Origin of the sequence: Streptomyces sp. NPDC126503, assembly GCF_040302405.1 — a bacterium.
GTDB classification, from domain to species: Bacteria; Actinomycetota; Actinomycetes; order Streptomycetales; family Streptomycetaceae; genus Streptomyces; species Streptomyces gulbargensis.
Genome location: NZ_JBEORS010000005.1, coordinates 266,514 through 291,473 on the forward strand (window position 1 = coordinate 266,514; position 24,960 = coordinate 291,473).

Sequence of the window (24,960 nt, forward strand, 5' to 3'; positions counted from 1 at the left end):
GACGACGTCGGCGGGGAATGTGCCGACGGCGCGGGCTGGACCGGGGAACTGCACAGCGCCTCCGTCGGCTGCTGTATTCCTTCCTCGGCCGTCACCTCTTAGGTCATCGCACGGCTCGGAGGAGTGTTACGCCCAATCTTCGTGGCCCGAGTCACACCCCGCCCAGGACAGAACCTGTCCAAGAGGTGCATACGTACACATTCCATGCCGCCGGCGCCTGGCGCTCCCCGGGGAACCCCGCCGGGCTCCCCGGACCGCGCTCGGGCCGGCGGCACGCGACGCGCGGGTTTCCGCACTCCCGGCCATGGCCCGCCGGTCAGTGTTCGCGGGGGGCGGGAACGACGCGCTCCACCTCGGGGTGGACCGTCAGCAGCTGCCGCATGGCCGTCTCGGCGCCGTGGGCGTCACCCGCGGCGAGCGCGTCGGCGATCCGGGCGTGGTGCGCGAGACAGGCCTCGCCGGGGCGGTCGCAGGCGGTGACCGGGCCCCCGGAGACCTGGAGCGCCGCGGCCACGATGCCGGAGAGGTGCTCCAGCATCCGATTTCCGGCGAGCTGGATGAGGAGCGAGTGGAACTCGGTGTCGGCCCGGGAGAAGGTGAGGGCGTCGCCCTGCGCGTACGCGTGGCCCATGATCTCGACCATGTCGGCGAGACGCTGCTGGACGTCCTCCCGGCCGTGGCCGGCGGCGAGGCGTGCCGCCAGCGGCTCGATCGTCCAGCGCAGCTCGTTCAGCTCGCGGCGCTGGTCGTCACGCTGGGGGCCGTAGGCGCGCCACTCGATGATGTCGGGGTCGAGGAGGTTCCAGTCGCTGACGGGCCTGACCCGGGTGCCGACGTTGGGGCGGGCGCTGACGAGCCCCTTGGCCTCCAGGACGCGCAGCGACTCGCGCACGACCGTGCGGGAGACCTCGAAGCGCTGGCCGATCTCCTCGGGGACGAGGGGGCGGTCCGCGCCGAGGTCCCCCGAGACGATCATCTGGCCGAGCTGCTGGACGAGCTGGCCGTGCAGGCCCCGCCCCCGGCTGCCGGTGGCGCGGCGGCCGACCCGGCCCAGGTCGGTTTCCACCCCTTCCCAGGCGGGCGGAGCCACGCGGTCGGCCCCGGGCGCCTCCGTGTAGCTGTAGCGGTCGAGATCGCCCGGGGCCCCGAGGCCGGACTCGACGGAGCGGGCGGCGGTCATCATGGTGTGCGCAAGGGTACTCACGCATCCTTTGTCGGCGTGCCCTCCATCTCCCTTGAGGTCTTTGGTGAAAAGCACACGAAAGGGTGATCAGCACCTGCTACACAATTGACGATTACCCGGACATAAACGGCGCCCTTCATGGGAGTTGTCGAAGATTCGGCCGATTTCGGCTCCGGAGTGATCACCAACGGGCGTTCCGGCGAAGCCCGGTGAGCACATACGCGCAGAGCAGACCGGTCAAGGTGAGCGAGAGGGCCACCCCGGAGGGCTGTCCGAGCACGCCCAGCACCCCCTTCAGCCAGCGGTCCGCGTCCGGGGACCACAGCGGGCCCGCGAACTCGCGGAGGCGCGCGGGGAGTCCGGCGACCGAGCGGACCGAGGGCCCCGTGAGCACCTTCTGCAGCAGCGGGACGAAGGCGACGGGGACGGCGAGGACGGCGGCCACCCCGGCGGCGGCCGCCCGGAACACCCCCGCCCCGAGCACTCCCGCCCAGGCGCACCCGACGAGCAGGCCGAGCCAACGGGCGCTCATGGAGGGCCAGTTCGGCGGTACGGGATTCAACTCCCCGCCGAAGAACAGCCTCAGCACCCCGAGGTCGGCCGCCGCGGCCACCGTCCCGAGAAGGACCGCCACCGCCGCCGCCACCGCCAGTTTGGCCAGCAGCAGTCCGAGCCTGCGGGGTACGGCCCCGAGGGCGGAGGTGAGCGCGGGGTAGCGGTACTCCTCCCCGAAGGAGAAGGCGCCGAGGAGCCCCGCCCCGAGGGCGGCCGGCGGCAGCGGAAAGAGCGCCGGCCAGCCGGCCAGCACCGCCGGGAGATCGGCCCGGCCGCCGCGCCCGAGGAGCAGGGCGCAGACGACGGAGGCGGCGAGGGTTCCGGCCAGGACGAGGGGGGTGGCGGGCACACCCGCGAGCCGGCGGAGCTCGTACCGGAGCGGACGCAGCGGCGACCGGGCGGGCCTGCGGGCGGCGTCCTCGGGTGCCGGGGCGTCGCGCCTGAAGGACACGGGCGCGGGCCCCGGGCCGGCCTCGGCTCCCGGGAGCTCGGCCGCCGGGGCGGGGCCGGTCTCGTCGGTGAGCCGGTGGACGAGCACGCCGTGCCGGAAGGCCGTCTCCCCGATCGCCGCGCAGTCGCTGCCGTAGACGGACAGGCGGTTGCCGGACTCCGCGACCACCTCGACCGGGCGGCGGGCGGCCCTCGCTTCCTGGGTCACGGCCGCGGCGAGGCGGGCCGCGTGCGGGGTGCGGACGGCGACCCGGGGGCGCAGCCTGGTGCGGGTGAACTCGGTGACGTCCTGGTCGGCGGCCAGCCGGCCGCCGGTGAGGGTCACCACGCGGTCCGCGTGCCTGGCGGCGTCCCTGCGGTCGCCGGTGGTGTAGAGCACCGTCCCGCCGCCGTCCGCGTGCGCTCGCAGGAGGCGGTGGATCCAGGCGCCCTCCGCCGGGGAGAGGCCGGCCGTCGGCTCGTCGAGCAGCAGGGTGTGGGGATCGCCCAACAGGGCGCATGCCAGGCCGAGTCGGCGTTCCGCACCGCGCGGGAGGCCGCCGAGGCGGCTTCCTTCGAACTCGGCGAGTCCGAGGGCGTGGACCAGCTCCTGCACTCGCGCCGCCGGGGCGCCGGCCGCCGCGCCCAGCATGCGCAGCTGGCTCCTCAGCGTCCGGTGGGGGTGCCCGGGGACGTCACCGAGGAGGACGCCGACCTCGCGCGCCGGGTGGGCGATCCGGTGCAGCGGCCGGCCTCTGAAGTACGTGACCCCCCGGCCCGGTTCGAGTTCGAGCATGAGCCGGAGGGCCGTGGTCCTGCCGGACCCCGGCGGGCCGAGGAGGGCGGTCACGCGGCCCGGCCGGGCCTCGAAGGTGAGGTCGTCCACAGCCGGAGGGAGGTCACGGCGGGGCGTGCTGGTGAGTCCGATGGCCTGGAGCATCGCTTCTCTCGCGGTTGAGGTCACCGCTCCGCGGCAGGGCGGCGCTACCGCAGCAAGATAACGCTACATTTCGGACTTTCGGTGCAGGGTGGGGTCGTGGGGCGGCGGCCCCGGCTCCGGTCAGACCTCGGGGCGCAGCATGGGCGGGTTGAGCAGGGTCGCACCGCCCGCCCTGAACAGCTGGGCGGGCCGCCCTCCCTGACGGGTGGTGGTGCCGCCGGCCGGGACCAGGAAGCCGGGTGTACCCGTCACCTTCCGGTGGAAGTTGCGCGGGTCGAGGGAGACGCCCCAGACCGCCTCGTACACCCGGCGCAGCTCACCGACCGTGAACTCCGGCGGGCAGAAGGCGGTGGCGAGCGAGGAGTACTCGATCTTGGAACGGGCGCGTTCCACTCCGTCCGCGAGGATCTTGGCGTGGTCGAAGGCGAGTTCTCCGGACGGGCCGTCATCGTCGTCCTCGGCCTTCCGCTGCCCGAGCACCTCCTCGACCGGGGCCCAGCGGGCGCTGTTGGCGTCGCCGCCCGCCCGCGGGGCGGGGAGGTCGGGCGCGAGCGCCAGGTGCGCGACGCTGACGACCCGCATACGCGGATCCCGGTCGGGCGCCCCGTACGTCGCCAGCTGCTCCAGGTGCGCTCCGTTGCCCGGTACGGGTTCGGCGGCGGCCGGGTCGTAGGCGGTCAGGCCGGTCTCCTCGAGCAGCTCGCGCGCGGCGGCGGCGCCGAGGTCCTCGTCGGCGCGGACGAATCCGCCGGGCAGCGCCCAGCTGCCCTGGAACGGCGGCTCTCCGCGGCGGACCACCAGGGTGCAGAGCGCGTGACGGCGCACGGTGAGCACGACCAGGTCGACGGTGACGGCGAAAGGCGGAAAGGCCGACGGGTCGTAGGGAGGCATGCGGCGATCATAGTCGTCTTCCTGACGATAAACACGCCCCGTGTCGGCCACGGCGTCGAGGTTCCCGCCGCGTCACGGGCTTCCGTGGTCCCCGTCCCCGGGCGTTCCGTCACACCCCCAGCTGCAGGCCTTCCGCGGCTTCCTCGACCATCCCGAGACCGCGGCGCCCGACCCGTACGGCGAAGGGCCGGCCGGCGACCACGAGCCCCGACAGCCGGATGGCGCCGAGCGGCACGGAGGCCGGCGGGTGGACCGACACGGATCCGCCGGGCACGTCGGGACGGATACCGGCGAGGGCGGTGAGCGCGTGCACCGCCCCGGCCGCGGCGACGGCGGCCGGCCGGCAGGCGGCGGGGTGGGGCACCGGCCGGGCTCCGGCCGTCCGCCGGTGCCCGCCGTACATCTCGGGCAGCCGGTGTCCGAAGGAGTCGGCGGCGTCGAGGAGGCCGCGCAGCAGGGAGGCGGCCTCCTTCTCGTGTCCGGCGGCGGCGAGCCCGGCCACGGCGACGGCGGTGTCGTGCACCCGGACTGCGCCCGCCCGGTGGCCGAGGGGGTTGTGTCCGGGTTCCTTGTCGCCGAGGCTGCGCAGTCCCCATCCGGAGTCGAGCGCGGGGCCGCCGAGGAGCCGCGCCACCTGTTCCACGGCGGCCTTGTCCAGCAGGCCGGGGGCGTACCGCCCGCCGCCGAGGAGTCCGGTGTCGAGGAGGTGGGCCGCCCAGCCGCCGGTGTGGGGCCAGACGCGGCCGTCCGGTGTGCGGGCGGCGGCCGGCCGGCCGGCCGCCGGGTCGTCGATCCAGAACTCCCGGCGGAACCGCGCCCGCAGCACCTGCGCGGTGTCCCGCAGGTCGTCCCCGCCGGACAGACCGCAGGCGTCGAGCAGATCGGCGCCGAGCAGCGCGGCGCGATGGGCGTGCGCCTGGGTCTCCGCCCGCCAGGGCCCGGCGGGGTCGGGGTCCGGGACGAGGCCGCTCGCGGCGGCGGTGCGGCGGAGCCAGCGGAGACACCGTTCGGCCGCCGGCAGCAGCTCCTCGAGGTCCGCCGCGGCGAGCCCCCAGCGGCGGGCCTCGGCGAGGACGGCGGGGAAGGCGAGGGTGGCCTCGATGCCGGTGCAGCGGGGTGGGAGGTGCGGCCCCGCGTCCCGGAGGGGGCCCGGGATCCGGCCGGACTCGGGCCCGCCTCCGGCCAGCTGCCCTCGGGCCAGAGCCCTGAGGGTGCCCGCGACGAGTCGGGTGCCGAGCGGCAGCGCCATGCGGGCGGCCCACAGCGCTTCGGCGGTGACCGGTCCGCACCGCCACGGGGCACCTGCCGCGAGGTGGACGTCGGCGGGGTGGGCCGGGTCGCGCTGGAGCAGGGCGCGCAGATCCCCGACGGAGGTCCGCAGGAGCTCGCCGGCGCGGGGTTCGTCCCCCTCGGCCACGGCCTCGGCCAGGACGTGACCGCCGGGCCTTCCGGTGCCGACGCGAGGGGTGGCCCCTGCACCGCTCCCCCGGTCGGGGCGCACCCGCAGGACGATCGTGAAGGTGCTGCCGGGAGCCAGCTCGCACTCCCAGCGGAGGACGCCCGTGACCGCCAGCGCGTCCATGGGCGGGGGGTCCGCGGCGACGGCGACGGAGCGTCCGCCGTCGCCCGTCCAGCGCAGCCCCGTGCCGTGGACACTGGCGCCAAGTTCGCGGCCCGGCCGACCGGACGCCACCGCTCCCAGGTCCGCGAGATCCGTCCCCAGAGTGAGGTCCACCGGGAGCCGGCAGGTACGGGGGGCGGTGCCGCGCAGGACGATCCGCTCGGTGCCGTCGGCGTCACGGGTGCGCTCGACGAGGAGACCGGGGTCCGGGCCAAGGTCACCGGGAAGGCGCAGGGCCCCGAGGAAGACGGCACGGTCGGCGCCGGTGAGACGGCCCTGGAGGGCGAGGGGTTCGCGTCCGGCGACCCGCAGAACGCTGCGGGAGAGGAGTCGCCGGCCCTCCCGGTACACGCCCTCCGCGCCCTGTCCGGTGAGCTGGCCGTGCGGGGCGCTGACGGTGAAGGCGGGCAGGGCGACGCAGAGGAGCGTGTCGTGGACCGGCGGCAGCTCCCCCGCCCTTCCCCCGCGCGGGAGCGTGAGGCCCGCGAGGGTGGGGCTGGAGCCGGCCGGAGGGCCCGCGGGGTGTCCGGGAGGCGGGTCTTGGTGGAGGGCCATGACGGATGGGGGGTGCTCTCTGTGCGAACCGGACGGCCGGCGGGGCGTCGGCGGCACGGCTGGGACGGCTCCGCCGCAGTCTTGAACGCGTGCGCGGGCGCCCGGGTCACGGTTGTCATCCTCCGCTCCTGCTGCCGCGTCGGCCGTCGGTACGCGGGGCTCGGCTCGCCGGTCCGGTCCTGGCCTTCCCGCGCGGGCGGACGCCGGCCGGCGGCGCCGCCGTGGCCGGTGCGGTGGTCCGCCGTCCCGGCCTTCCCGTACTCCGCCGGGTGGTGGCGCGTCCCGTTCCCGGGGCTTCCGGCGCGCTCGCGGCCTCCGTCCGCGGGCCGTGCTCCGCCGCCCGCTCGGGAACGGCGGCGGGCCGGTCCGCCGCGAGGCGCGCGTCCCGTTCGCTCCTCAGGCAGGCGCGGAGGGACTCGGGATCCAGCCCCTCGTTGCAGGCCTGGTGCAGCAGCCGGGCGAAGACGTACTCGGGGTCGGCCTCCAGGGCCAGGCCGAGGGCGACCCGCGCGGCGGGTTCGTCCCCGGTGGACCAGGCCGTCCATCCCGCGAGGGTCAGCGGCGCCGCGGCGTGCTCCTGGTAGGGGGCGACACAGCGCCGGGCGAGCACCCGCCAGAGCCGCAGTGCCGCCCGGCCCTCCGCGCCCTCCATCCACTCGGCGACCTGGTCCCGCGTGGTCCGGTCCTGGAGGCCGATGATGAGGGCGGCGGCCTCGTCGGCGCCGACCAGGGCGTCATCGGCGGCGTCCGCCTGGGCGGTGCCCACGGCGCCGCCCTGCTTCTCGGTCCCCCCGGCGGGCGGGGTGAATTTCGCGAGCAGGTCCCGGGCCAGCCGCAGGGTCGTCTCGCGCACCTCCTTGCGGCCCTCCTCCTCCGCCCCGTCGAGGATCCGCGGGACGATCGAGGCGGCCGCGGCGTCGAGAGCGGCCCTCTGGCGCCCCTCCCCCGGGGAGCCCGCGGGCCGGAGCCGGGCCTGCATGTCCCGCAGCGAGCCGCGCACCTGGATGCCGGCGTACGTGGCGGCGGCGGCCATGACCGAGGTGCCGCTGAGCGCGAGGGGCGTCCCGTCGGGCGGGCAGCAGCGGGCGTCCGGACAGCAGTAGGAGAAGTAGAGGCCGTCGGAGATGCAGAGGGCTTCGTAGACGGGGATGTCGAGGGCTCCGCAAGCGGTCCGCAGGCGCTGCGCGAAGGGGCGCAGCCGCTCCATGACGCGCCGGGCCGTCTCGCCGGGGGCGGGGTCCTGGCACAGGAAGACGACGATGCCGTCGGGGCGCTCGCCGCGCCTGCCGCTCCCTTCGACCAGACATTCGGCCAGGTGGTCGGCGGTTGCCTCCCACTCGTGCGGCGAGCGGGGGATGCCGAGCCGGACGCGTCCGCCGAAGCGTCCGTGCTCGCCGTGGAGTGCGGCCAGGACGACCGAGTCGGTCGGGTGGAAGCCCAGCATGAACGGGAGCGCGTCGGCGAGCTCGGCCGGGCCGCGCAGGGTGATCTGCTGGGTACGGGTGGGTCCGCTGGTTTCGTGGTGGTTCGCGTTCATGGTCACGACGGTCTCGTGATCTTCCGAAATCGGAAACCCCTGTGGATAACTCCCGGTCCGGGTGGTCCGTCCGGCCCTGGAGTTGTCCACAGGCGGGGCCGCTCGTTCGCGAGATGTCCGAGCCATCGGGTTGCATGGGGGCATGACCCACGCAGATCCCCTGGAAGACCGTGCCGCGCTCCGCGCCGCCGCCGACACCGTGCTCGCCCGTCTCGTCTCCGACCCGACCGGCAGGGCGAGACTGCGCGAGGACCAGTGGCGGGCGATCGAGGCGCTGGTCGCCGACCGGCGCCGGGCGCTGGTGGTGCAGCGGACGGGGTGGGGCAAGTCGGCGGTGTACTTCGTCGCGACCTCGCTGCTCCGTGAGCGCGGGAGCGGCCCCACCGTCATCGTCTCCCCGCTGCTCGCGCTCATGCGCAACCAGGTGGAGGCGGCGGCGAGGGCGGGCATCCGTGCCCGGACGATCAACTCGTCGAACACCGAGGAGTGGGAGACGGTTCAGGAGGAGGTGGCGGCCGGGGAGGTGGACGTCCTCCTGGTGAGCCCCGAGCGGCTCAACAACCCGGACTTCCGCGACCAGGTGCTGCCCCGGCTCGCCGCCGCCACGGGTCTGCTGGTGGTGGACGAGGCGCACTGCATCTCGGACTGGGGGCACGACTTCCGGCCGGACTACCGCCGCCTGCGGACGATGCTGGCGGATCTGCCTGCGGGGGTTCCGGTGCTCGCCACGACGGCGACGGCGAACGCCCGGGTGACGGCGGACGTGGCGGAGCAGCTCGGCACCGGCGCGGGCACGGACGCCCTGGTCCTGCGGGGGCCGCTGGACCGCGAGAGCCTGAGCCTCGGGGTGATCGGGCTGCCGGACGCGGCCCACCGGCTCGCCTGGCTCGCGGACCACCTGGGCGAGCTTCCGGGGTCCGGGATCATCTACACGCTGACGGTCGCGGCGGCCGAGGAGGTCACGGCGTATCTGCGTCAGTGCGGTCATACCGTCGCCTCCTACACGGGCCGCACGGAGAACGCGGACCGGCAGCAGGCGGAGGACGACCTGCTGGCCAACCGGGTCAAGGCGCTGGTGGCGACCTCGGCCCTCGGCATGGGCTTCGACAAGCCGGATCTGGGCTTCGTCGTGCATCTCGGTTCGCCGTCGTCCCCGATCGCCTACTACCAGCAGGTGGGCCGTGCGGGCCGAGGGGTGGAGCACGCGGAGGTGCTGCTGCTGCCGGGCCAGGAGGACGAGGCGATCTGGCGCTACTTCGCGTCGGTCGCGTTCCCGCCCGAGGAGCAGGTGCGCCGGACGCTCGACGTGCTGGCGCAGGCCGGCCGCCCGCTCTCCCTGCCGGCCCTGGAGCCGCTGGTCGAGCTGCGCAGAACCCGGCTGGAGACGATGCTCAAGGTCCTCGACGTGGACGGGGCGGTGCGGCGGGTGAAGGGCGGCTGGGAGAGCACCGGCCGGCCGTGGGTGTACGACACGGAGCGGTACGCGTGGGTGGCCCGGCAGCGGGCGGCCGAGCAGCAGGCGATGCGGGACTACGCGGCGACGACGGGCTGCCGCATGGAGTTCCTGCGGCGCCAGCTGGACGACGAGGAGGCCGCCCCGTGCGGTCGCTGTGACAACTGCGCGGGGGCGCGCTTCGATCCCAAGGTGTCCGGGGCGGCGCTGGACGCGGCCAAGGGCGAGTTGGGCCGTCCGGGAGTGGAGGTGGAGCCGCGCAAGATGTGGCCGACGGGTCTGGCGGCGGTCGGTGTCGACCTGAAGGGCCGGATCCCGGCGGACGAGCAGGCTTTTTCGGGGCGGGCGCTGGGGCGGCTCTCGGACATCGGCTGGGGCAACCGGCTGCGTCCGCTGCTCGCCGACGGCACCCCGGACGGTCCGGTGCCGGACGACGTGGTGCAGGCCGTGGTGCGTGTCCTGGCCGACTGGGCCAAGGGGCCGGGTGGTTGGGCGTCCGGGGCGCCGGACGCCCCGGCGCGGCCGGCCGGCGTGGTGACGGTGGCCTCGCACCGCAAGCCGGAGCTGGTCGGCTCGCTCGGTCGCCGGATCGCCGAGATCGGCCGGATGCCCCTGCTCGGCGCGGTGGAGTACGTGCCGGAGGCGGAGGATCTGCGGATCTCGCGGACCAACAGCGCCCAGCGGGTGGTGGGGCTGCACCGGGCCCTCACGGTGCCGCCCGAGGTGGCCGGACGGGTGTCCGCCGCCGGGGGTCCTGTCCTGCTGGTCGACGATCTCTCCGACAGCGGCTGGACGTTGGCGGTGGCGGCCCGCCTGCTGCGGCGGGCCGGAGCGGAAGGGGTGTTTCCGCTGGTGCTCGCCGTCCAGGGGTGAAACGGGTGGAAGAACGGGGAGTGAACACTGGGCAACTGGGCAGGGATATGAGTGTCATACCGCCGCATTCCCGTCAGCGGACTCAATTGCTCGTTGCCGCCCCCGCTCGGGCCGGGCAAGAATTGGGACACCGCCCCGCACGGCCCGTCAGCGGCCCGGAAGGACTGTGCCGTGGTGCGCCCTCACCCGACCTTGCCCGCCTGACGGGCGCGTATCCGAAGGGAGGACCGTGACCCTCGGATTCGCTCCGCCCTCAGCCACTTCGATCAGATCGTCGTCCGGGTCCGCCAGCCGCCTCGCTCGGATGCTCGAACCGGCCGAGTGGGCCGCGGCGGGGATTCCCTTGCTGCGCAACCCCCGTGAGGTCGTCAGCGGACTGCACTCGCGGCACCGGCCCACGCCCTCGACCGCGGTGGTCGCGGTCCTGGACCACGAGGAACGGCTCGCCGCCAGCGCCTCGTTCGTCCACCGTCCCGCGCCGGCGGACGGCTGGGAGTTCAGGAACGCGCTCCTGGCGCACCTGAGACGGGTCATTCCCCACGACCTGCGGCGCCGCTCGCCCGTGCGGACGGCGGTGCTGCTGTACTGCCGCGACGGGGACGAGCGTTGGACCGAGGAGGACGGGGCCTGGATGTGGGGCCTGCGGGACGCCTGCACGCTCCACGGGCTGCGCTGCGGCGCCTACATCACCATGACCACGAGCGGGTGGCAGGTGCTCGGCGAGGGCCGCGGCGGCCGACGGCCGAGCTCCGATTCGGAGCCGCTCCCCCTCGGCGACGAGCCGGCCGAGCACGGCCGCCTCACCCCGCGCAGCGCCGGCGGCGCGGCCGAGCCCCTGAGGTGGGCCGCGGCGCGCTGACGCCCGTACCGTACCGGCGGATTCAGGCCGCAGGCTCACCGCGCGCGGGACGGTGGCAGAGGGACGCCACCGCCCCGCCGGGGCGCACACGGTTCGACCGGGTCCGGCCCGGACACGGTCCGGCGGGCCGGACGCGACGCTGTCCGGCTGCCGGCCCTTCGGATCTCAGGACCGTGCTCGTACCCGGACAGACGGGTGGTCGCGGTCAGACGCCGGCGCCGAGGAGCGCGGTGATCCGCTGCGGGTCACCGCAGACGACCAGCAGCGCACCGGCACGGGCCAGGGCCGCCGGCAGCACCCGGGCGATCAGGTCGTCGTCCCCGCCGTTGACGGCGACGACGACCACGGGCCGGGTGGCCGCGCGCTCGACGGCCGCGCCCTGAGCGAAGAAGACGTCCTCGCGGGCGTCCTGCTGGGCCCAGTAGACGTCCTCGCCGAAGGACAGCTCGTGCGCCGTCCACGGGTGCGGGTCGCCGGTGGTGAGCACCAGGACGTCGCCGGGGGTGCGGCCGCTCTCCAGGAGCAGGTCCACGGCCTCCTCGGCGGCGTCGAGGGCGCCGTCGGCCGGGGCCGGGATCACCTGGAGCTGCGGAGTCGTCCGGCCGTCGGAACGATTCTCCCCGGGCTTCACCGGGGACTGGCCGGCGCCGGGGCGCGGGCGGGGCGCCGGCGGCGCGGGCCTGGCGGGGCCGGGAACCGGGCTGCCGGGACGGGGAGAGGCCGCGGAACGCGGGCCGGGTACGGGACGGGGGGTCGGCGCGGGGCGGCCGGGGGCCGTGGTGGCGCGGGGACCCTGGGCACTCTCGTGAATCTGAGGCTCCTCGGGGATGAGAGGCATGGGTGGATGTCTATCAAATGCCGCCGCACGGGGCGGCGGCGGGTGGGCACACGGGGCCCACCGGCTGCGTGACCGCCCCACCGGGGGACGGGCAGCCGGAAGTTCAGAAGTCGAAGCCGAGTTGGCCCCCGCTCTCCAGCGCGGCCGCCTCGGCGGAGAGGCGGACCTTCTTCAGGTGGCGCCATCGCGGGAGGGCGTCCAGGTACGACCAGGAGAGCCGGTGGTACGGGGTGGGCCCCAGCTCCGCGAGCGCGGCCTTGTGGACCGGCGACGGGTAACCCGCGTTGGCGGCGAAGCCATAGCCCGCGCACACCGCGGACTCGGCCTCCAGCTCGGCCATCAGGGCGTCCCGCCGGACCTTCGCGATGACGGAGGCGGCGGCGACGGCGACGCAGGACTGATCGCCCTTGATCACCGTACGGACCTGCCACGGCGCTCCGAGGTAGTCGTGCTTGCCGTCGAGGATCACCGCGTCCGGCCGCACGGGCAGGCCTTCGAGGGCCCGGACGGCGGCGAGCCGCAGGGCGGCGGTCATGCCGAGTTCGTCGATCTCTGCCGGGGAGGCGTCACCGAGCGCGTACGCCGTGACCCAGGTCTCCAGCTCCGCCGCCAGCGCCGTACGGCGTTTCGGGGTGAGCAGCTTGGAGTCGGTCAGTCCGGTGGGGGCCCGGCGCAGACCGGTGACGGCCGCGCAGACGGTGACGGGGCCGGCCCATGCTCCGCGCCCGACCTCGTCGACGCCGGCGACGATCTTGGCGCCGGTGGTGGCTCGGAGCGATCGCTCGACGGTGTGGGTGGGGGCTTCGTACGGCATGGCGCCACACAGGTTACGCCGCCCGGGGCCGACCGCGACACCCGGATTCCCTCCGGGCGTCCGCACACGCCGCCGCGGGCGCGCGCCGAGGCCCCGGGGAGCCGCCCCCGGGGAGGTCGCCGCGCGGCGGCGGCGCCGCGGTCCGGCCCGTCATGACGGCGATCGGACCGTCCGTCCCTTCGCTCCCGTACACCTCCGCCGGGTGCGCCGTCGGGCCGCGACGACACCGGGAGCCCGCTGGTCGCCCCGCCGTCGGAGCCCGTGGCCGCGCAGTCCCGGAGGGGCGCTTCGATCGCAGGCGCGAACGCCCCCCGCCCGGCGCGGCCGGGCGGGGGGGAAGGGCAGGCCCCGGTTTGTCGGTACGGCGCACAGGACCGCCGCGGATGTTTGCCAGGTCGGTTCCGCCCGCGGGAATCCCGCCGGCAGGCGGGCCGCGTCAGGCGACGGCGAGCGGCAGCCACTCCGGGAGCGCTTCGGTCCGCTCCACCCAGGCCGCCGGAGGAGTGCCCGCCGCCGTGGACGCGACGACCCCGCCGGCGATCGCACAGGTGGTGTCGACATCACCGCCGACCTGCGCCGTCGTCCAGAAGGCCTCCTCGAAGTCGCCGAGCGACCGCGCCGCGGACCAGAGGGCGAAGGGCACCGTGTCGTGGGCGCTCGTCCGCCGCCCGCTCCCCAGGACCGCCGCGACGGTGGTGGCGTCGCCGTAGTCGAGCATGTCGCGGGCGCGCCGCAGCCCGGCTCCCACGGCGCTGCGCGGCACGAGCGCGACGACCCCGTCGAGGAGCGCCTCGGGCGTGGGGGGACCGTCGGGGGCGGCGGCCAGCGCGGCGGCGGCGGCGACCGCCATGGCGCCCACCACGGCCTCCCGGTGCTGGTGGGTGGTGTAGGCGGAGATCTCGGCCTGGTGCGTCGCCTGCTCGGGGTCGTCCGCGTACCACGCGCCCAGGGGGGCGATGCGCATGGCGGCGCCGTTGCCCCAGGAGCCCTGCCCCTTGAAGAGGGCGGCGGCGAGTTCGCGCCAGTCACCGCCCTCCCGGATCAGCCGGAGCATCCGGTTGACCGCGGGCCCGTAGCCGCGGTCGAAGTCGTGGTGTTCCGCGAAGGAGGCGGCCAGGGCGTCCTGGTCGATCCGGCCGTGGCGGGCGAGCAGGGCCAGGACGGAGCAGGCCATCTCGGTGTCGTCGGTCCACTGCCAGGGCGCGGAGGGCAGCTCGCGCCGCTTCAGCAGGGGGTAGTGGGCGGGGACGAAGAACTGGGAGCCCAGGGCGTCCCCCACGGACAGCCCGCGCAGGCTGGCCAGGGCGCGGTCGAAGCGCCGGTCGAGTGAGGAGTCAGCGGTCATCGCGCAGCCACTCTATCCGGTGGGCCCGTACGGTTCCGGGGTACGCCAGCGGTCGAACGGCCTGTCCAGGCGGTACCTCCCGTCCTCGCCCAGCAGGAGCACCCGGGTCTCGCCGTTCCCCGGGTTGGACAGGGACTCGAATTCGGCCACGGTCCAGTGGAACCAGCGCATGCAGAAGAGGCGCATGGTCAGGCCGTGGGTGACCAGCAGGACGTTGGGCGGGTGGTCGGGCGCCTCGAAGCTGCGGTGGAGGCTCTCCAGGAACGATCCCACCCGGTCGTAGACGTCGGCGCCGGACTCGCCTTGGGCGAAGCGGTAGAAGAAGTGCCCGTACGCGTCCCGGTAGGCCTTCTGCAGGCGTACGTCCTCGCGGTCCTGCCAGTTCCCCCAGTCCTGCTCCCGCAGGCGCGGCTCCTCGCGCACCCGCACCCGGTCGGCGGGCAGGCGGAAGGCCTGGAGGGTCTCGTGGGTGCGGCGGTACGGCGAGACGTAGACGCTCACCCGCTCCTCGCCGAAGAGGTCCCTGAGCCACTCCCCCGTCTCCTCGGCCTGCCGCAGCCCGGCCGGGGTCAGCCGCAGGGCGTGGTCCGGCTCCCTTTCGTACACCGTGTCATCGGCATTGCCCTCCGATTCTCCGTGCCGTACGAGAACGATGCGCCGCGGTCGTGCCATACCCCCGACCTTAGGGGGTGTCGCTGTTCGGCCGGCTCGGTCAGACCGTCCACGACGGTTCCAGCCGCACCACGTCGCCGGTGAGGGCGGCCACGTCGGCCTCCGTCCGGGCCCGCAGGCCGAGCCGCTCCACGCGCTCCGCCCGGTACTTGCCGTGCTCGGCGGCGGACTCCCACAGCGACAGCACGAGGAACTCGTTGCCCGGCCCCTCGCCGAAGAGTCCCCTCAGCATGCCGGGTGAGCCGGCCATGGCCGGATTCCACACCTTCTCCTGCATGAGGGCGAAGTGCTCCACCCGTTCCGGGTGGATCCGGCAGTGGGCCACGCGTGCGACGTCCGCGTCGGAGAAGCGGGGCTCGAAGCCCGTCTTCACGTCGAAACGGTGGTCGAACAGCTTGACCTGCCCGTCCTTGAAGGTGCCGGCCTGCGCCGTCGCGAGGCGGTCGTGGGAGCGCGCCATGAAGGAGTCGTAGAAGGCGCGGCTCTCCCAGAAGGCGAAGACATGGGCGACATCCGGCCGCGACCGGCTCCAGCCGCCGCCCTGCCCCCGGAACCCCGGTTCGCCGAGCAGCCCCGCCCATTTCCGCTGCCCCCGCTCGAAACCGCGACGGTCCACCACGGTGCAGCGAATCCACTTGACCAGCACCGCGCCATCGTACGGCTCCGGGACGCACCCCGGCAGACCCTGTGGGTTCACGCCATTCGAACGTCGAGATCCGGCTGCTCGGCCCTTCGGGAGGTCAATCTCCGCCATTGACCCCGGTGTTCTGTCGGACCCCCGTGACACCATGATGGGCGAGGGTTCGTGCAGAGCCACCCGCGGCGGCGCGGGTGGGAGGGGAGGCATCGTGAGCGGGCTCAACAAGGGGGTCGGCAAGATCGAGGTGACGCTCCGGTGGGACCCGGCGCGGGCCGGTGCGCCGGCGCACGACCTGGATCTGGTCGCCGGGGTCTTCACGGCGGACGATCCGTACGGGACGCCGGACTACCTGGTGCACTTCGGCAGCCGGTCGCCGGACGGCACGATCACCCTCCACCGCGACAGCCGTACGGGGCAGGGCTTCGGCTACGACGAGGCGATGACGCTGGAGCTGGAGCGGCTGGCGCCGCGGTACACGCGCGTGGTGGTCGGGGTGGCGATACAGCAGGGTGGCGGGCGGCTCACGTTCGCCGACATCACCAACGCGGCCGTGCGGGTACGCGAGGGGTACACGGACCTTCTGGCGCACGACTTCACCGAGTTCGCCGAGGCCCGGTCGGCGACGGTCGTGGAGTTCACGCGGGAGGGTACGGACGGCTGGTCGTACCGGTCGCTGCGCCGGGGCTTCGACGCGGACCCGCGTGAGTTCGCCGCCCTCCTCGGAGCGGCCCGCGCCTGACCCGATCCTGCCGCCGTGTCGCCGTCCGGAGGGGGGCGGTGACAGGCGGAAGGGGCGCCGGCCGAGGGCCGGCGCCCCTTCACTCACCTACGGGCGGATCAGCTGCAGCCGCTGGTGGAGCCGCAGCCCTCGCAGATGTAGCAGGAGCCGGCCCGCTGCATCTTCGTACCGCAGGAGAAGCAGAGCGGAGCGTCGGCGCTGATGCCGAGCTGCATCTCCACGAGCTCCGCGGAGGTGTGGGCCTGCTTCGGGGCGGGCACCTCGGCCTTGGGGGCGGCCGGGGCGGCGACGGCCTTCAGCTCCTGGGCGCGGGGCGCGGACTGGGCCAGGCCCTCGACGTCGACGTCCTCCTCGGCCGGCTCGTACGAACCGGTCTCCAGGTGGCGCTGGCGCTCCTCGGCCGAGTGGATGCCGAGGGCGGAGCGGGTCTCGAAGGGGAGGAAGTCGAGCGCCAGGCGGCGGAAGATGTAGTCGACGATCGACTGCGCCATCCGCACGTCCGGGTCGTCCGTCATGCCGGCCGGCTCGAAGCGCATGTTGGTGAACTTCGAGACGTAGGTCTCCAGCGGGACGCCGTACTGGAGGCCGACGGAGACGGCGATGGAGAAGGCGTCCATCATGCCCGCGAGCGTCGAACCCTGCTTGGACATCTTCAGGAAGACCTCGCCGAGACCGTCGTCCGGGTAGGAGTTGGCGGTCATGTAGCCCTCGGCGCCACCGACGGTGAAGGAGGTGGTGATCCCCGGGCGGCCCTTGGGGAGGCGCTTGCGGACGGGACGGTACTCGACGACCTTCTCGACGGCCTCGCGGATCGTCGCCTCGGACTTCGCGGTGACCTCGGCCTTCGCAGCCTCGTCGGTGTCCTTCTTCTTGGCGGAGAGCGGCTGGCCGACCTTGCAGTTGTCGCGGTAGATCGCGAGCGCCTTGACGCCCATCTTCCAGGCCTCGAAGTAGATCTCCTCGACCTCCTCGACGGTCGCCGTCTCCGGCATGTTGACCGTCTTGGACAGGGCGCCCGAGATCCAGGGCTGGATGGCGGCCATCATGCGGACGTGGCCCATCGCGGAGATGGAGCGCTCGCCCATGGCGCAGTCGAAGACCTCGTAGTGCTCGGTCTTCAGGCCGGGGGCGTCGATCACGTTGCCGTGCTCGGCGATGTGGGCGACGATCGCCTCGATCTGCTCCTCCTGGTAGCCCAGGCGGCGCAGGGCCTGCGGGACGGTGCCGTTGACGATCTGCATCGAGCCGCCGCCGACGAGCTTCTTGAACTTGACCAGGGCGAGGTCGGGCTCCAGGCCGGTCGTGTCGCAGGACATCGCGAGACCGATGGTGCCGGTGGGGGCGATGACCGAGGCCTGGGAGTTGCGGAAGCCGTTCTTGGCGCCGAGGCGGATCACGTCCTGCCAGGCCTCCGTGGCGGCGGCCCAGATCGGGGTGTCCAGGTCGTCCATGCGGACGGCCTTGTCGTTGGCGTCGGCGTGCTGCTTCATGACGCGCTGGTGCGGCTCGGCGTTGCGGGCGTAGCCGTCGTACGGGCCGACCACGGCGGCGAGCTCGGCGGAGCGCCGGTAGGAGGTACCGGTCATCAGGGAGGTGATGGAGCCGGCGAGGGCGCGGCCGCCGTCGGAGTCGTACGCGTGGCCGGTGGCCATCAGCAGGGCGCCGAGGTTGGCGTAGCCGATGCCGAGCTGGCGGAAGGCCCGGGTGTTCTCGCCGATCTTCTCGGTGGGGAAGTCGGCGAAGCAGATGGAGATGTCCATCGCGGTGATGACGAGCTCGACGACCTTGGCGAAGCGCTCGACGTCGAAGGACTGGTTGCCCTTGCCGTCGTCCTTGAGGAACTTCATCAGGTTCAGCGAGGCGAGGTTGCAGGACGTGTTGTCCAGGTGCATGTACTCGCTGCACGGGTTCGAGCCGTTGATGCGGCCGGACTCGGGGCAGGTGTGCCAGTGGTTGATCGTGTCGTCGTACTGGATGCCCGGGTCGGCACAGGCCCAGGCGGCCTCGGCCATCTTGCGGAAGAGGGTCTTGGCGTCGACCTCCTCGATGACCTCACCGGTCATGCGGGCGCGCAGGCCGAACTTTCCACCGGACTCGACGGCCTTCATGAACTCGTCGTTCACGCGGACGGAGTTGTTGGCGTTCTGGTACTGGACGGACGTGATGTCGTCGCCGCCCAGGTCCATGTCGAAGCCCGCGTCGCGCAGCGCGCGGATCTTCTCCTCCTCCTTGACCTTCGTCTCGATGAAGTCCTCGATGTCGGGGTGGTCGACGTCGAGGATGACCATCTTGGCGGCCCGGCGGGTGGCGCCGCCCGACTTGATCGTTCCGGCGGAGGCGTCGGCGCCGCGCATGAAGGAGACGGGGCCCGAGGCGTTGCCGCCGGAGGAGAGGAGCTCCTTGGAGGAGCGGATGCGGGAGAGGTTCAGGCCGGCGCCGGAGCCGCCCTTGAAGATCATGCCCTCTTCCTTGTACCAGTCGAGGATCGACTCCATGGAGTCGTCGACGGACAGGATGAAGCAGGCGGAGACCTGCTGCGGCTGCGGCGTGCCGACGTTGAACCAGACCGGCGAGTTGAAGCTGAAGATCTGGTGCAGGAGGGCGTAGGCCAGCTCGTGCTCGAAGATCTCGGCGTCGGCGGGCGAGGCGAAGTAACCGTAGTCCTCGCCGGCCTTGGTGTAGGTCTTCACGATGCGGTCGATGAGCTGCTTCAGACCGGTCTCGCGCTGCGGGGTGCCGACGGCCCCGCGGAAGTACTTGCTGGTGACGATGTTGACCGCGTTCACCGACCAGAAGTCGGGGAACTCGACGCCACGCTGCTCGAAGTTGATCGAGCCGTCGCGCCAGTTGGTCATGACGACGTCACGGCGCTCCCAGTTCACCTCGTCGTACGGATGCACGCCGGGGGTGGTGTGGATGCGCTCGATCCGCAGGCCCTTGCTCGCCGCCTTGGCTCCCTTGGTGCGGGAACCACGTGCCGGGCCGCTCGCCGTCTCTGTCATGCCGCCTCCCATATACGGGCAAAACACCCTTTGGCGCCCAGATAGTCCCAGGGCACCGTCTTCTGTACTGCCATCTGTACTGCTGGAACCACGAGCGCCGGTCGGGGCGCTCGGGGCACGTCTGTCACGGCCGCGCGGCGGCCGGTGGGCGGACCCTCGTCGGCCCGGCCCGCCGTCAGTCGGCGGGGGTGGCGGGAACGGGGACCTCGGGGGTCGCGCCGGTCCCACGGTTTTCAGCGGGAGGCCGCTCGCGGAGTTCCGCGATGGCGGCCTCGAAGTCTTCGAGGCTGTCGAAAGCCTTGTACACGGACGCGAAGCGCAGGTACGCGACGAGGTCGAGCTCCTGCAGCGGGCCGAGAATGGCCAGCCCCACGTCGTGGGTGGTCAGCTCCGCGCTCCCGGTGGCGCGCACCGCCTCCTCGACCCGCTGGCCGAGCTTGGCGAGGGCGTCCTCGGTGACCGGTCGCCCCTGGCAGGCCTTGCGGACGCCGGAGATGACCTTGGTGCGGCTGAAGGGCTCGGTGACACCGGACCGCTTCACCACCATGAGCGAGCACGTCTCCACCGTCGTGAAACGGCGGGAGCAGTCGGGGCACTGGCGGCGGCGTCGGATCGACGTGCCGTCGTCGGTGGTGCGACTGTCGACGACCCGGCTGTCGGGGTGCCTGCAGAAGGGGCAGTGCATTGGTTCCGACCCTCCTTCTTGGCACGACTGACATGCCTCGCGCCACCCGTCAAGGGCCCCGCGAAGCGACCACCAGCATAGGCGATGCGAAGAGCCCCGGAAGACCGAGACCACTATCCCTGGGCGGCCGGTGCCATCCAACCACTAGATCTTGGGTTGGGGGCGCTTCGACACCCCGAGCGTGTCGCGGCGCCGACAGGCGCGCGGAGGGGCTTACCGACGCGGGAGAGGGCCGGCGCCGAGGGGGCGCGGACCCAGCCGGGAAGGCTACCGTAGGGGCCGGATCGGACCGTCGGCGCGGGGGCACATACACCTCCACACGGGCAGGCGTAAGGCAATCTGCGGATTTTCACTCGAACGTGTGTTTGGCGCAACCTTTCGAAAGCTACTACCGTTGTGCCAGCCAGGGAGACCATTCGAGAGGGGCCGACGACGTGACCACCACCGCAGACAGTGCCACCATCACCGCCCAGGACCGCTCCCAGGGCCGACTCGAGCCGGTGCACGCGATGAACGACACATCCATGAACGGTGAGGAGCCCGGGCGACCCGCCCGCGCCCTCCCCGGACGACCCCCAGGCATCAGGGCCGACAGCTCCGGCCTCACCGACCGGCAGCGCCGGGTCATCGAGGTCATCCGCGACTCGGTCCAGCGGCGGGGCTACCCGCCCTCCATGCGCGAGATCGGCCAGGCGGTGGGCCTCTCCAGCACCTCGTCGGTGGCCCACCAGCTGATGGCCCTGGAGCGCAAGGGCTTCCTCCGCCGCGACCCGCACCGGCCGCGGGCGTACGAGGTCCGCGGCTCCGACCAGCCCAGCACCCAGCCGACGGACACCACCGGCAAGCCCGCCGCCTCCTACGTCCCCCTGGTGGGCCGGATCGCCGCCGGTGGCCCCATCCTGGCCGAGGAGTCCGTCGAGGACGTCTTCCCCCTCCCCCGGCAGCTCGTGGGCGACGGCGAACTCTTCGTGCTCAAGGTCGTCGGCGACTCGATGATCGAGGCGGCCATCTGTGACGGCGACTGGGTCACGGTCCGCCGCCAGCCCGTCGCCGAGAACGGCGACATCGTCGCCGCCATGCTCGACGGCGAGGCCACGGTCAAGCGCTTCAAGCGCGAGGACGGCCATGTGTGGCTGCTGCCGCACAACGCCGCGTACCAGCCCATCCCCGGTGACGAGGCGACCATCCTTGGCAAGGTCGTGGCGGTGCTCCGGCGGGTGTGACCCCTCTCGCCGGCTCTGGCCGGGCCCCGGGACCCACTGCGCCGGTCCCGGGGCCCGCTGTCTTTCCGGCACCGGGCCCTTCCGCCGCCGAGGGGGCAGGGCCCGGGCCCGTCAGACGCCGGCAGCCGTCGAGGCGGCATCGATCGCCGCCAGCGACTTCCGCACCTGATTGCGGTCCGTCGTGTACCAGAAGTCGGGCATCGAGGCCTTGAGGTAGCTGCCGTAGCGGGCGGTGGCCAGCCGGGGGTCGAGGACCGCCACCACGCCGCGGTCGCCCGTGGCCCGGACGAGCCGCCCCGCGCCCTGGGCCATCAGCAGGGCCGCGTGCGTGGCCGCCACCGCCATGAAGCCGTTGCCGCCGGCCTCCTCGACCGCCTTCTGCCGCGCGCTCATCAGCGGGTCGTCCGGCCGCGGGAACGGGATCTTGTCCATGACGACCAGCTGACAGCTCGGGCCCGGCACGTCCACGCCCTGCCAGAGGGAGAGCGTGCCGAAGAGACAGGTCCGCGGGTCGGCCGCGAAGTTCTTGATCAACTCGCCCAGGGTGTCCTCGCCCTGGAGCAGGATCGGCAGCTCGGGAATCCGCCCCCGCAGCTCCTCGGCCGCCAGCTGGGCCGCCCGCATCGAGGAGAACAGGCCGAGCGTACGGCCGCCGGCCGCCTGCATCAGCTCGCACAGCTCGTCGATCATGTCGCCCCGGTCCCCGTCCCGCGCCGGGCGGGCCAGGTGCTTGGCGACGTACAGGATGCCCTGCTTCGGGTAGTCGAACGGCGAACCGACGTCGAGCCCCTTCCACACCGGCAGGTCGTCCCCCGTGGTGCCCTCGGGGGCGAGGCCGAGCGAGGCCCCCACGCCGTTGAAGTCGCCTCCCAGCTTCAGGGTGGCCGAGGCCAGCACCACCGAGCGCTCCGAGAACAGCTTCTCGCGCAGGAGGCCGGAGACGGTGAGCGGCGCCACCCGGAGCGAGGCACCGAAGCGGTCGTGGCGCTCGTACCAGACGACGTCGTACTCCGAGCCCTCGGTGATCCGCTCCGCCACGCCGTGGACGGTCTCGACGGAGGCCATGGCCTGCTTGCGGACCGCGTCCTCGTCCTGCACCGACCGGTCCCGGGTGCTGCCCAGCGCGGTGATCACGGCGCGGGCCGCGTCGCGCAGCGCCATCAGCGCGTACGCCAGGTCCTCGGGGATCGTCTCCAGGCGGCCCGGCAGCGCCAGCTCCATGACCCGCTCGAAGCCCTCCGCGGCGGTCTGGAGCTGGTCGGCCGTCTTCTCGTCCACGAGCTTGGCGGCCCGGCGCACGGCGCGGTTGACCTGGCCGGGGGTGAGCTCGCCGGTGGCGACCCCGGTCACGCGGGAGACCAGCTCGTGGGCCTCGTCGACGATCAGCACCTCGTGCTGCGGCAGCACGGGCGCGCCCTCGATGGCGTCGATGGCGAGGAGGGCGTGGTTGGTCACGACGACGTCCGCGAGCTTGGCCCGCTCACGGGCCGACTCGGCGAAGCACTCCGCCCCGTACGCGCACTTGCTCGCGCCCAGGCACTCGCGCGAGGAGACGGAGACCTGGGCCCAGGCGCGGTCGGAGACGCCGGGCGTCAGGTCGTCCCGGTCGCCGGTCTCCGTCTCGTCCGACCAGTCCCGCAGCCGCAGCAGATCCTGCCCCAGCTTGCTGCTGGGCGCCGCCGCCTCGAAGGGGTCGAAGAGGCCGTCCTCCTCGTCCTGCGGGACGCCTTCGTGGAGGCGGTGCAGGCAGAGGTAGTTCGACCGCCCCTTGAGCATGGCGAACTGCGGCCGGCGGCGCAGCTGCGGGTGCAGCGCCTCGACCGTCCGCGGCAGGTCGCGCTCCACGAGCTGGCGCTGGAGCGCCAGGGTGGCCGTGGCCACCACGACGCGCTCCCCGTGGGCCAGGGCCGGAACGAGATAGCCGAGCGACTTTCCCGTACCGGTCCCGGCCTGGACGAGGAGGTGGGAGTTGTCGTCGATGGCCTCGGCCACGGCCTCGGCCATGGCGACCTGGCCGGGCCGCTCCGTGCCGCCGACGGCGGAGACGGCGGCGTGGAGGAGGTCGGGGAGGGATGGCTTCGTCATAGCGCTTCCAGCCTACGGGGCCGCACTGACAGCCCGGTCACGCGCGCTCTCGGGCGAGCGGATTCGGCACCGTCCCGTGGACGGCCGCGTGAGGGCGGTCGGGGCGGTCGCGGTAGCCGTCGAGGTGGAGCCGGTTGCGGTTGAGGCAGAGCCGCTCGATCCGCGGGGTGAGGAGATCGAACAGCTCGAACCGTTCCTTCAGCTCCGGGAAGCGCCCCTGGTAGCGGAGGATCTCGGCACGGACGAGGTCCCAGAAGTGCGTTTCGGGCACGTCGAGTTGCTCCTCGCAGAGCGGTGCGAGGTAGCGGAAGACTCCGACGAAGAGCCCCGAATGGATGAACTGGGTGAGGAAGGCGGGCTCCTCGGTGAGCAGGACGGCCCGGACGTCCTCGGGCATCGTGGCGTGTTCCGGCAGCGGTCGGGCGCTGATGTTGACGTCGTCGACGAAGTCCTTGATCGCGAGGCGGACCGGGACGTCGTGCTCGTCGTGGACGACGATGGCGTTCTCCCCGTGGGGGGAGAAGACCGTGCCGTACCGGTGGAGGAAGTGCAGCAGGGGCGGCAGCAGCGCGGCGAAGAGGTGCTGGAGCCAGTCCTCGGCGGCGAGGCCGGACCGGTGGACGAGCTCGGCGACGAAGGCCCGGCCGTCGGGGTCGGTGTGGAGGAGCGAGGCGAGGGTGCGGGCCCGCCGGCCCGGGGGCAGCCGCAGCGGTTCGCGCCAGATCGCGCCCAGCAGTTCCTTGTACTGGTACGGGACTTCGGGCAGCCGGTCGTAGAGGGGGTGCTCGACGGTGACGGAGGCGACTTCGCCGAGCAGGATCACTCCGCACTCGTCCCGGAGGAAGGGGTCGGCGTCGCGCAGGCCCTGCACCCAGGCGGTGACGGCGGGGGCGGCGAGGGTCCGTTCCGTGGGGAGGCCGCGCCAGACGAGGGTGTTGAGCACCGAGAGCGGGAGCTTGACGGTGTGCCGGTCGGGGCGGCTGATGTTGAGGAAGGTGCGGACGGACTGCTGCGGCAGCCGGAGGTCGGGGTCGGCGGTGAGGGGCACGACGGTTCCGGCGGCGACGGCGGGGGCGTAGAGCGGGAGGAGGATCTCGTCCCACTGCCAGGGGTGGACCGGCAGGAGCAGGTAGCCGTCGGGCTGGTGGCCGCGCGCCGCCAGCGCCCCGCGGAAGGCCGCGTGGACCTCGGGGTCGAGCTCCTGGGCGTAGAGGCGGTCGGGGGTGTCGAGGCCGGGGACACCGCGGTAGGCGGCGATCCGGTTGCTGACGGCGATCCAGGGCAGCGGGGTGGCGCGGCGGGCCTCGGGGGCCCAGCGGGCGGTGTCACCGGCGGAGAACCCGATGCGGCCCTTGTTGAGGACGAGCCAGGGGTGGCCGGTCTGGTGGCCTTCGAGTTCGGCGTACGGCAGGTCGGCGAGGCGCGCGGCGGGGAGCGCGGTGCTGTCGAGACGGGCGTCGGCGGCGAGGGTGGCGGAGAGTTCGTGGATGAGGTGGCCGAGGGTGGGGCCGTCGAGACCGAGGAGGGCGCGGGCGCGGACCAGGAAGTCGAAGGGATCGGTGAGGGGCCGGCCCTCGTGCGTGATCGAGCCGGGATCGACGCGCCAGCCGCCGTAGGCGCCGCGGCGGCCGGTGAAGGTGAGGGTGGTGCCGTCGTCGAGGGTGAGGGCGTGGCGGCCGGGGTTCCCGTCGTCCAGGGGGGTGGGGCGGAGGATCTCCTCGTAGGAGAACTCGGCGAGTGCCTTGGCGAGGAGCCGGGAGCAGACGCGGGTCCAGGTGGCGGGGTTCAGCTCGGCGGGGGCGAGCAGGGCCGGCGCGGGGGCGGACGGGGTCCGCGGGCGACGCGCGGCGGCGGAGGTGTCCTCGGGGCCGGTGGGCCGGGCGGGGACGGTCGCCTCGCCGGGCGGGGACGGCTGGACGGGGATGGTGGGTCGTGCGGAGTCGTGGGGTGCAGGGGACATCGACACGAGGACTCCTCGGAGTGGGAACCACCGCGGGACGAGCGGTGGAGGGGACGGAGGT

18 protein-coding genes are annotated in these 24,960 nt (G+C 73.6%); 4 read left to right on the forward strand and 14 right to left on the reverse strand.

Annotated features, from left to right (window positions below; all coding sequences use genetic code 11):
• Nucleotides 1-316 precede the first annotated feature (316 nt).
• The 5 genes from ABTY40_RS09705 to ABTY40_RS09725 all read right to left on the reverse strand — a co-directional run bounded on the left by ABTY40_RS09705 (nucleotide 317) and on the right by ABTY40_RS09725 (nucleotide 7,711).
• Nucleotides 317-1,204, reverse strand: coding sequence for a FadR/GntR family transcriptional regulator (locus ABTY40_RS09705; protein WP_352059012.1), 888 nt, complete (start codon nucleotides 1,202-1,204; stop codon nucleotides 317-319).
• Between the two features lie 160 nt (nucleotides 1,205-1,364).
• The gene (locus ABTY40_RS09710) at nucleotides 1,365-3,107 is read right to left on the reverse strand and encodes an ATP-binding cassette domain-containing protein (RefSeq protein ID WP_352059013.1); all 1,743 of its coding nucleotides are present in this window, start codon (nucleotides 3,105-3,107) and stop codon (nucleotides 1,365-1,367) included.
• Between the two features lie 120 nt (nucleotides 3,108-3,227).
• Nucleotides 3,228-3,998: an NUDIX hydrolase gene (locus ABTY40_RS09715; RefSeq protein ID WP_352059014.1), complete on the reverse strand. Its 771-nt coding sequence runs from the start codon at nucleotides 3,996-3,998 to the stop codon at nucleotides 3,228-3,230.
• Nucleotides 3,999-4,107: 109 nt separating this feature from the next.
• Complete coding sequence (locus ABTY40_RS09720) at nucleotides 4,108-6,174, reverse strand: glycogen debranching N-terminal domain-containing protein (RefSeq protein ID WP_352059015.1); 2,067 nt, start codon at nucleotides 6,172-6,174, stop codon at nucleotides 4,108-4,110.
• A gap of 115 nt (nucleotides 6,175-6,289) precedes the next feature.
• Nucleotides 6,290-7,711 carry a DUF4192 domain-containing protein gene (locus tag ABTY40_RS09725; protein ID WP_352059016.1) on the reverse strand — a complete coding sequence of 474 codons (1,422 nt, stop codon included), beginning with the start codon at nucleotides 7,709-7,711 and terminating at the stop codon, nucleotides 6,290-6,292.
• Nucleotides 7,712-7,853: 142 nt separating this feature from the next.
• Between ABTY40_RS09725 and ABTY40_RS09730 the strand changes: the two genes are divergently transcribed.
• Together ABTY40_RS09730 and ABTY40_RS09735 are read left to right on the forward strand one after the other, a co-directional pair.
• Nucleotides 7,854-10,037 carry a RecQ family ATP-dependent DNA helicase gene (locus ABTY40_RS09730; RefSeq protein WP_352059017.1) on the forward strand — a complete coding sequence of 728 codons (2,184 nt, stop codon included), beginning with the start codon at nucleotides 7,854-7,856 and terminating at the stop codon, nucleotides 10,035-10,037.
• Between the two features lie 229 nt (nucleotides 10,038-10,266).
• Nucleotides 10,267-10,896, forward strand: a complete 630-nt coding sequence (locus tag ABTY40_RS09735; protein ID WP_352059018.1) for a hypothetical protein — start codon at nucleotides 10,267-10,269, stop codon at nucleotides 10,894-10,896.
• 205 nt (nucleotides 10,897-11,101) lie between these two features.
• Here the strand turns inward: ABTY40_RS09735 and ABTY40_RS09740 are convergent, their stop codons facing one another.
• The 5 genes from ABTY40_RS09740 to ABTY40_RS09760 form a co-directional block, all read right to left on the reverse strand.
• Entirely contained in the window at nucleotides 11,102-11,734 is a 633-nt protein-coding gene (locus ABTY40_RS09740) for a hypothetical protein (RefSeq protein WP_352059019.1), read from the reverse strand.
• 103 nt (nucleotides 11,735-11,837) lie between these two features.
• Nucleotides 11,838-12,548 (reverse strand): ribonuclease HII, encoded by a 711-nt coding sequence (rnhB, locus tag ABTY40_RS09745; RefSeq protein ID WP_345284252.1) that lies wholly within the window; start codon nucleotides 12,546-12,548, stop codon nucleotides 11,838-11,840.
• Nucleotides 12,549-12,984: 436 nt separating this feature from the next.
• Nucleotides 12,985-13,893: an ADP-ribosylglycohydrolase family protein gene (locus ABTY40_RS09750; RefSeq protein WP_352059020.1), complete on the reverse strand. Its 909-nt coding sequence runs from the start codon at nucleotides 13,891-13,893 to the stop codon at nucleotides 12,985-12,987.
• Nucleotides 13,894-13,905: 12 nt separating this feature from the next.
• Nucleotides 13,906-14,565, reverse strand: coding sequence for a histidine phosphatase family protein (locus tag ABTY40_RS09755; protein ID WP_352059021.1), 660 nt, complete (start codon nucleotides 14,563-14,565; stop codon nucleotides 13,906-13,908).
• A gap of 40 nt (nucleotides 14,566-14,605) precedes the next feature.
• A complete protein-coding gene (locus ABTY40_RS09760; RefSeq protein WP_352059022.1) occupies nucleotides 14,606-15,211 on the reverse strand; it encodes a YdbC family protein in 606 nt (201 codons plus the stop codon).
• 202 nt (nucleotides 15,212-15,413) lie between these two features.
• On the opposite strand from ABTY40_RS09760, the gene ABTY40_RS09765 reads away from it, so the two are divergent.
• Nucleotides 15,414-15,944, forward strand: coding sequence for a TerD family protein (locus ABTY40_RS09765; protein WP_352059023.1), 531 nt, complete (start codon nucleotides 15,414-15,416; stop codon nucleotides 15,942-15,944).
• A 98-nt stretch (nucleotides 15,945-16,042) separates the two neighbouring features.
• Here the strand turns inward: ABTY40_RS09765 and ABTY40_RS09770 are convergent, their stop codons facing one another.
• Both ABTY40_RS09770 and nrdR read right to left on the reverse strand, forming a co-directional pair.
• Nucleotides 16,043-18,946 carry a vitamin B12-dependent ribonucleotide reductase gene (locus tag ABTY40_RS09770; protein ID WP_352059024.1) on the reverse strand — a complete coding sequence of 968 codons (2,904 nt, stop codon included), beginning with the start codon at nucleotides 18,944-18,946 and terminating at the stop codon, nucleotides 16,043-16,045.
• A gap of 175 nt (nucleotides 18,947-19,121) precedes the next feature.
• Nucleotides 19,122-19,631, reverse strand: coding sequence for a transcriptional regulator NrdR (gene nrdR, locus ABTY40_RS09775; RefSeq protein ID WP_309053608.1), 510 nt, complete (start codon nucleotides 19,629-19,631; stop codon nucleotides 19,122-19,124).
• A gap of 434 nt (nucleotides 19,632-20,065) precedes the next feature.
• Between nrdR and lexA the strand changes: the two genes are divergently transcribed.
• Nucleotides 20,066-20,854 (forward strand): transcriptional repressor LexA, encoded by a 789-nt coding sequence (gene lexA, locus ABTY40_RS09780; RefSeq protein ID WP_209497163.1) that lies wholly within the window; start codon nucleotides 20,066-20,068, stop codon nucleotides 20,852-20,854.
• 111 nt (nucleotides 20,855-20,965) lie between these two features.
• On the opposite strand, the gene ABTY40_RS09785 is transcribed toward lexA, so the two are convergent.
• Both ABTY40_RS09785 and ABTY40_RS09790 read right to left on the reverse strand, forming a co-directional pair.
• Complete coding sequence (locus ABTY40_RS09785) at nucleotides 20,966-22,939, reverse strand: ATP-dependent DNA helicase (RefSeq protein ID WP_352059025.1); 1,974 nt, start codon at nucleotides 22,937-22,939, stop codon at nucleotides 20,966-20,968.
• 37 nt (nucleotides 22,940-22,976) lie between these two features.
• Entirely contained in the window at nucleotides 22,977-24,899 is a 1,923-nt protein-coding gene (locus tag ABTY40_RS09790) for an IucA/IucC family protein (RefSeq protein ID WP_352059026.1), read from the reverse strand.
• Nucleotides 24,900-24,960 lie beyond the last annotated feature (61 nt).

Excerpts from the sequence above, each read along its gene's own strand:
- ABTY40_RS09710 (WP_352059013.1), bottom strand. The coding sequence starts at position 3,107 with ATGCTCCAGGCCATCGGACTCACCAGCACGCCCCGCCGTGACCTCCCT.
- ABTY40_RS09715 (WP_352059014.1), bottom strand. The coding sequence starts at position 3,998 with ATGCCTCCCTACGACCCGTCGGCCTTTCCGCCTTTCGCCGTCACCGTC.
- ABTY40_RS09720 (WP_352059015.1), bottom strand. The coding sequence starts at position 6,174 with ATGGCCCTCCACCAAGACCCGCCTCCCGGACACCCCGCGGGCCCTCCG.
- ABTY40_RS09725 (WP_352059016.1), bottom strand. The coding sequence starts at position 7,711 with ATGAACGCGAACCACCACGAAACCAGCGGACCCACCCGTACCCAGCAG.
- ABTY40_RS09730 (WP_352059017.1), top strand. The coding sequence starts at position 7,854 with ATGACCCACGCAGATCCCCTGGAAGACCGTGCCGCGCTCCGCGCCGCC.
- ABTY40_RS09740 (WP_352059019.1), bottom strand. The coding sequence starts at position 11,734 with ATGCCTCTCATCCCCGAGGAGCCTCAGATTCACGAGAGTGCCCAGGGT.
- rnhB (WP_345284252.1), bottom strand. The coding sequence starts at position 12,548 with ATGCCGTACGAAGCCCCCACCCACACCGTCGAGCGATCGCTCCGAGCC.
- ABTY40_RS09750 (WP_352059020.1), bottom strand. The coding sequence starts at position 13,893 with ATGACCGCTGACTCCTCACTCGACCGGCGCTTCGACCGCGCCCTGGCC.
- ABTY40_RS09755 (WP_352059021.1), bottom strand. The coding sequence starts at position 14,565 with ATGGCACGACCGCGGCGCATCGTTCTCGTACGGCACGGAGAATCGGAG.
- ABTY40_RS09770 (WP_352059024.1), bottom strand. The coding sequence starts at position 18,946 with ATGACAGAGACGGCGAGCGGCCCGGCACGTGGTTCCCGCACCAAGGGA.
- nrdR (WP_309053608.1), bottom strand. The coding sequence starts at position 19,631 with ATGCACTGCCCCTTCTGCAGGCACCCCGACAGCCGGGTCGTCGACAGT.
- ABTY40_RS09785 (WP_352059025.1), bottom strand. The coding sequence starts at position 22,939 with ATGACGAAGCCATCCCTCCCCGACCTCCTCCACGCCGCCGTCTCCGCC.
- ABTY40_RS09790 (WP_352059026.1), bottom strand. The coding sequence starts at position 24,899 with ATGTCCCCTGCACCCCACGACTCCGCACGACCCACCATCCCCGTCCAG.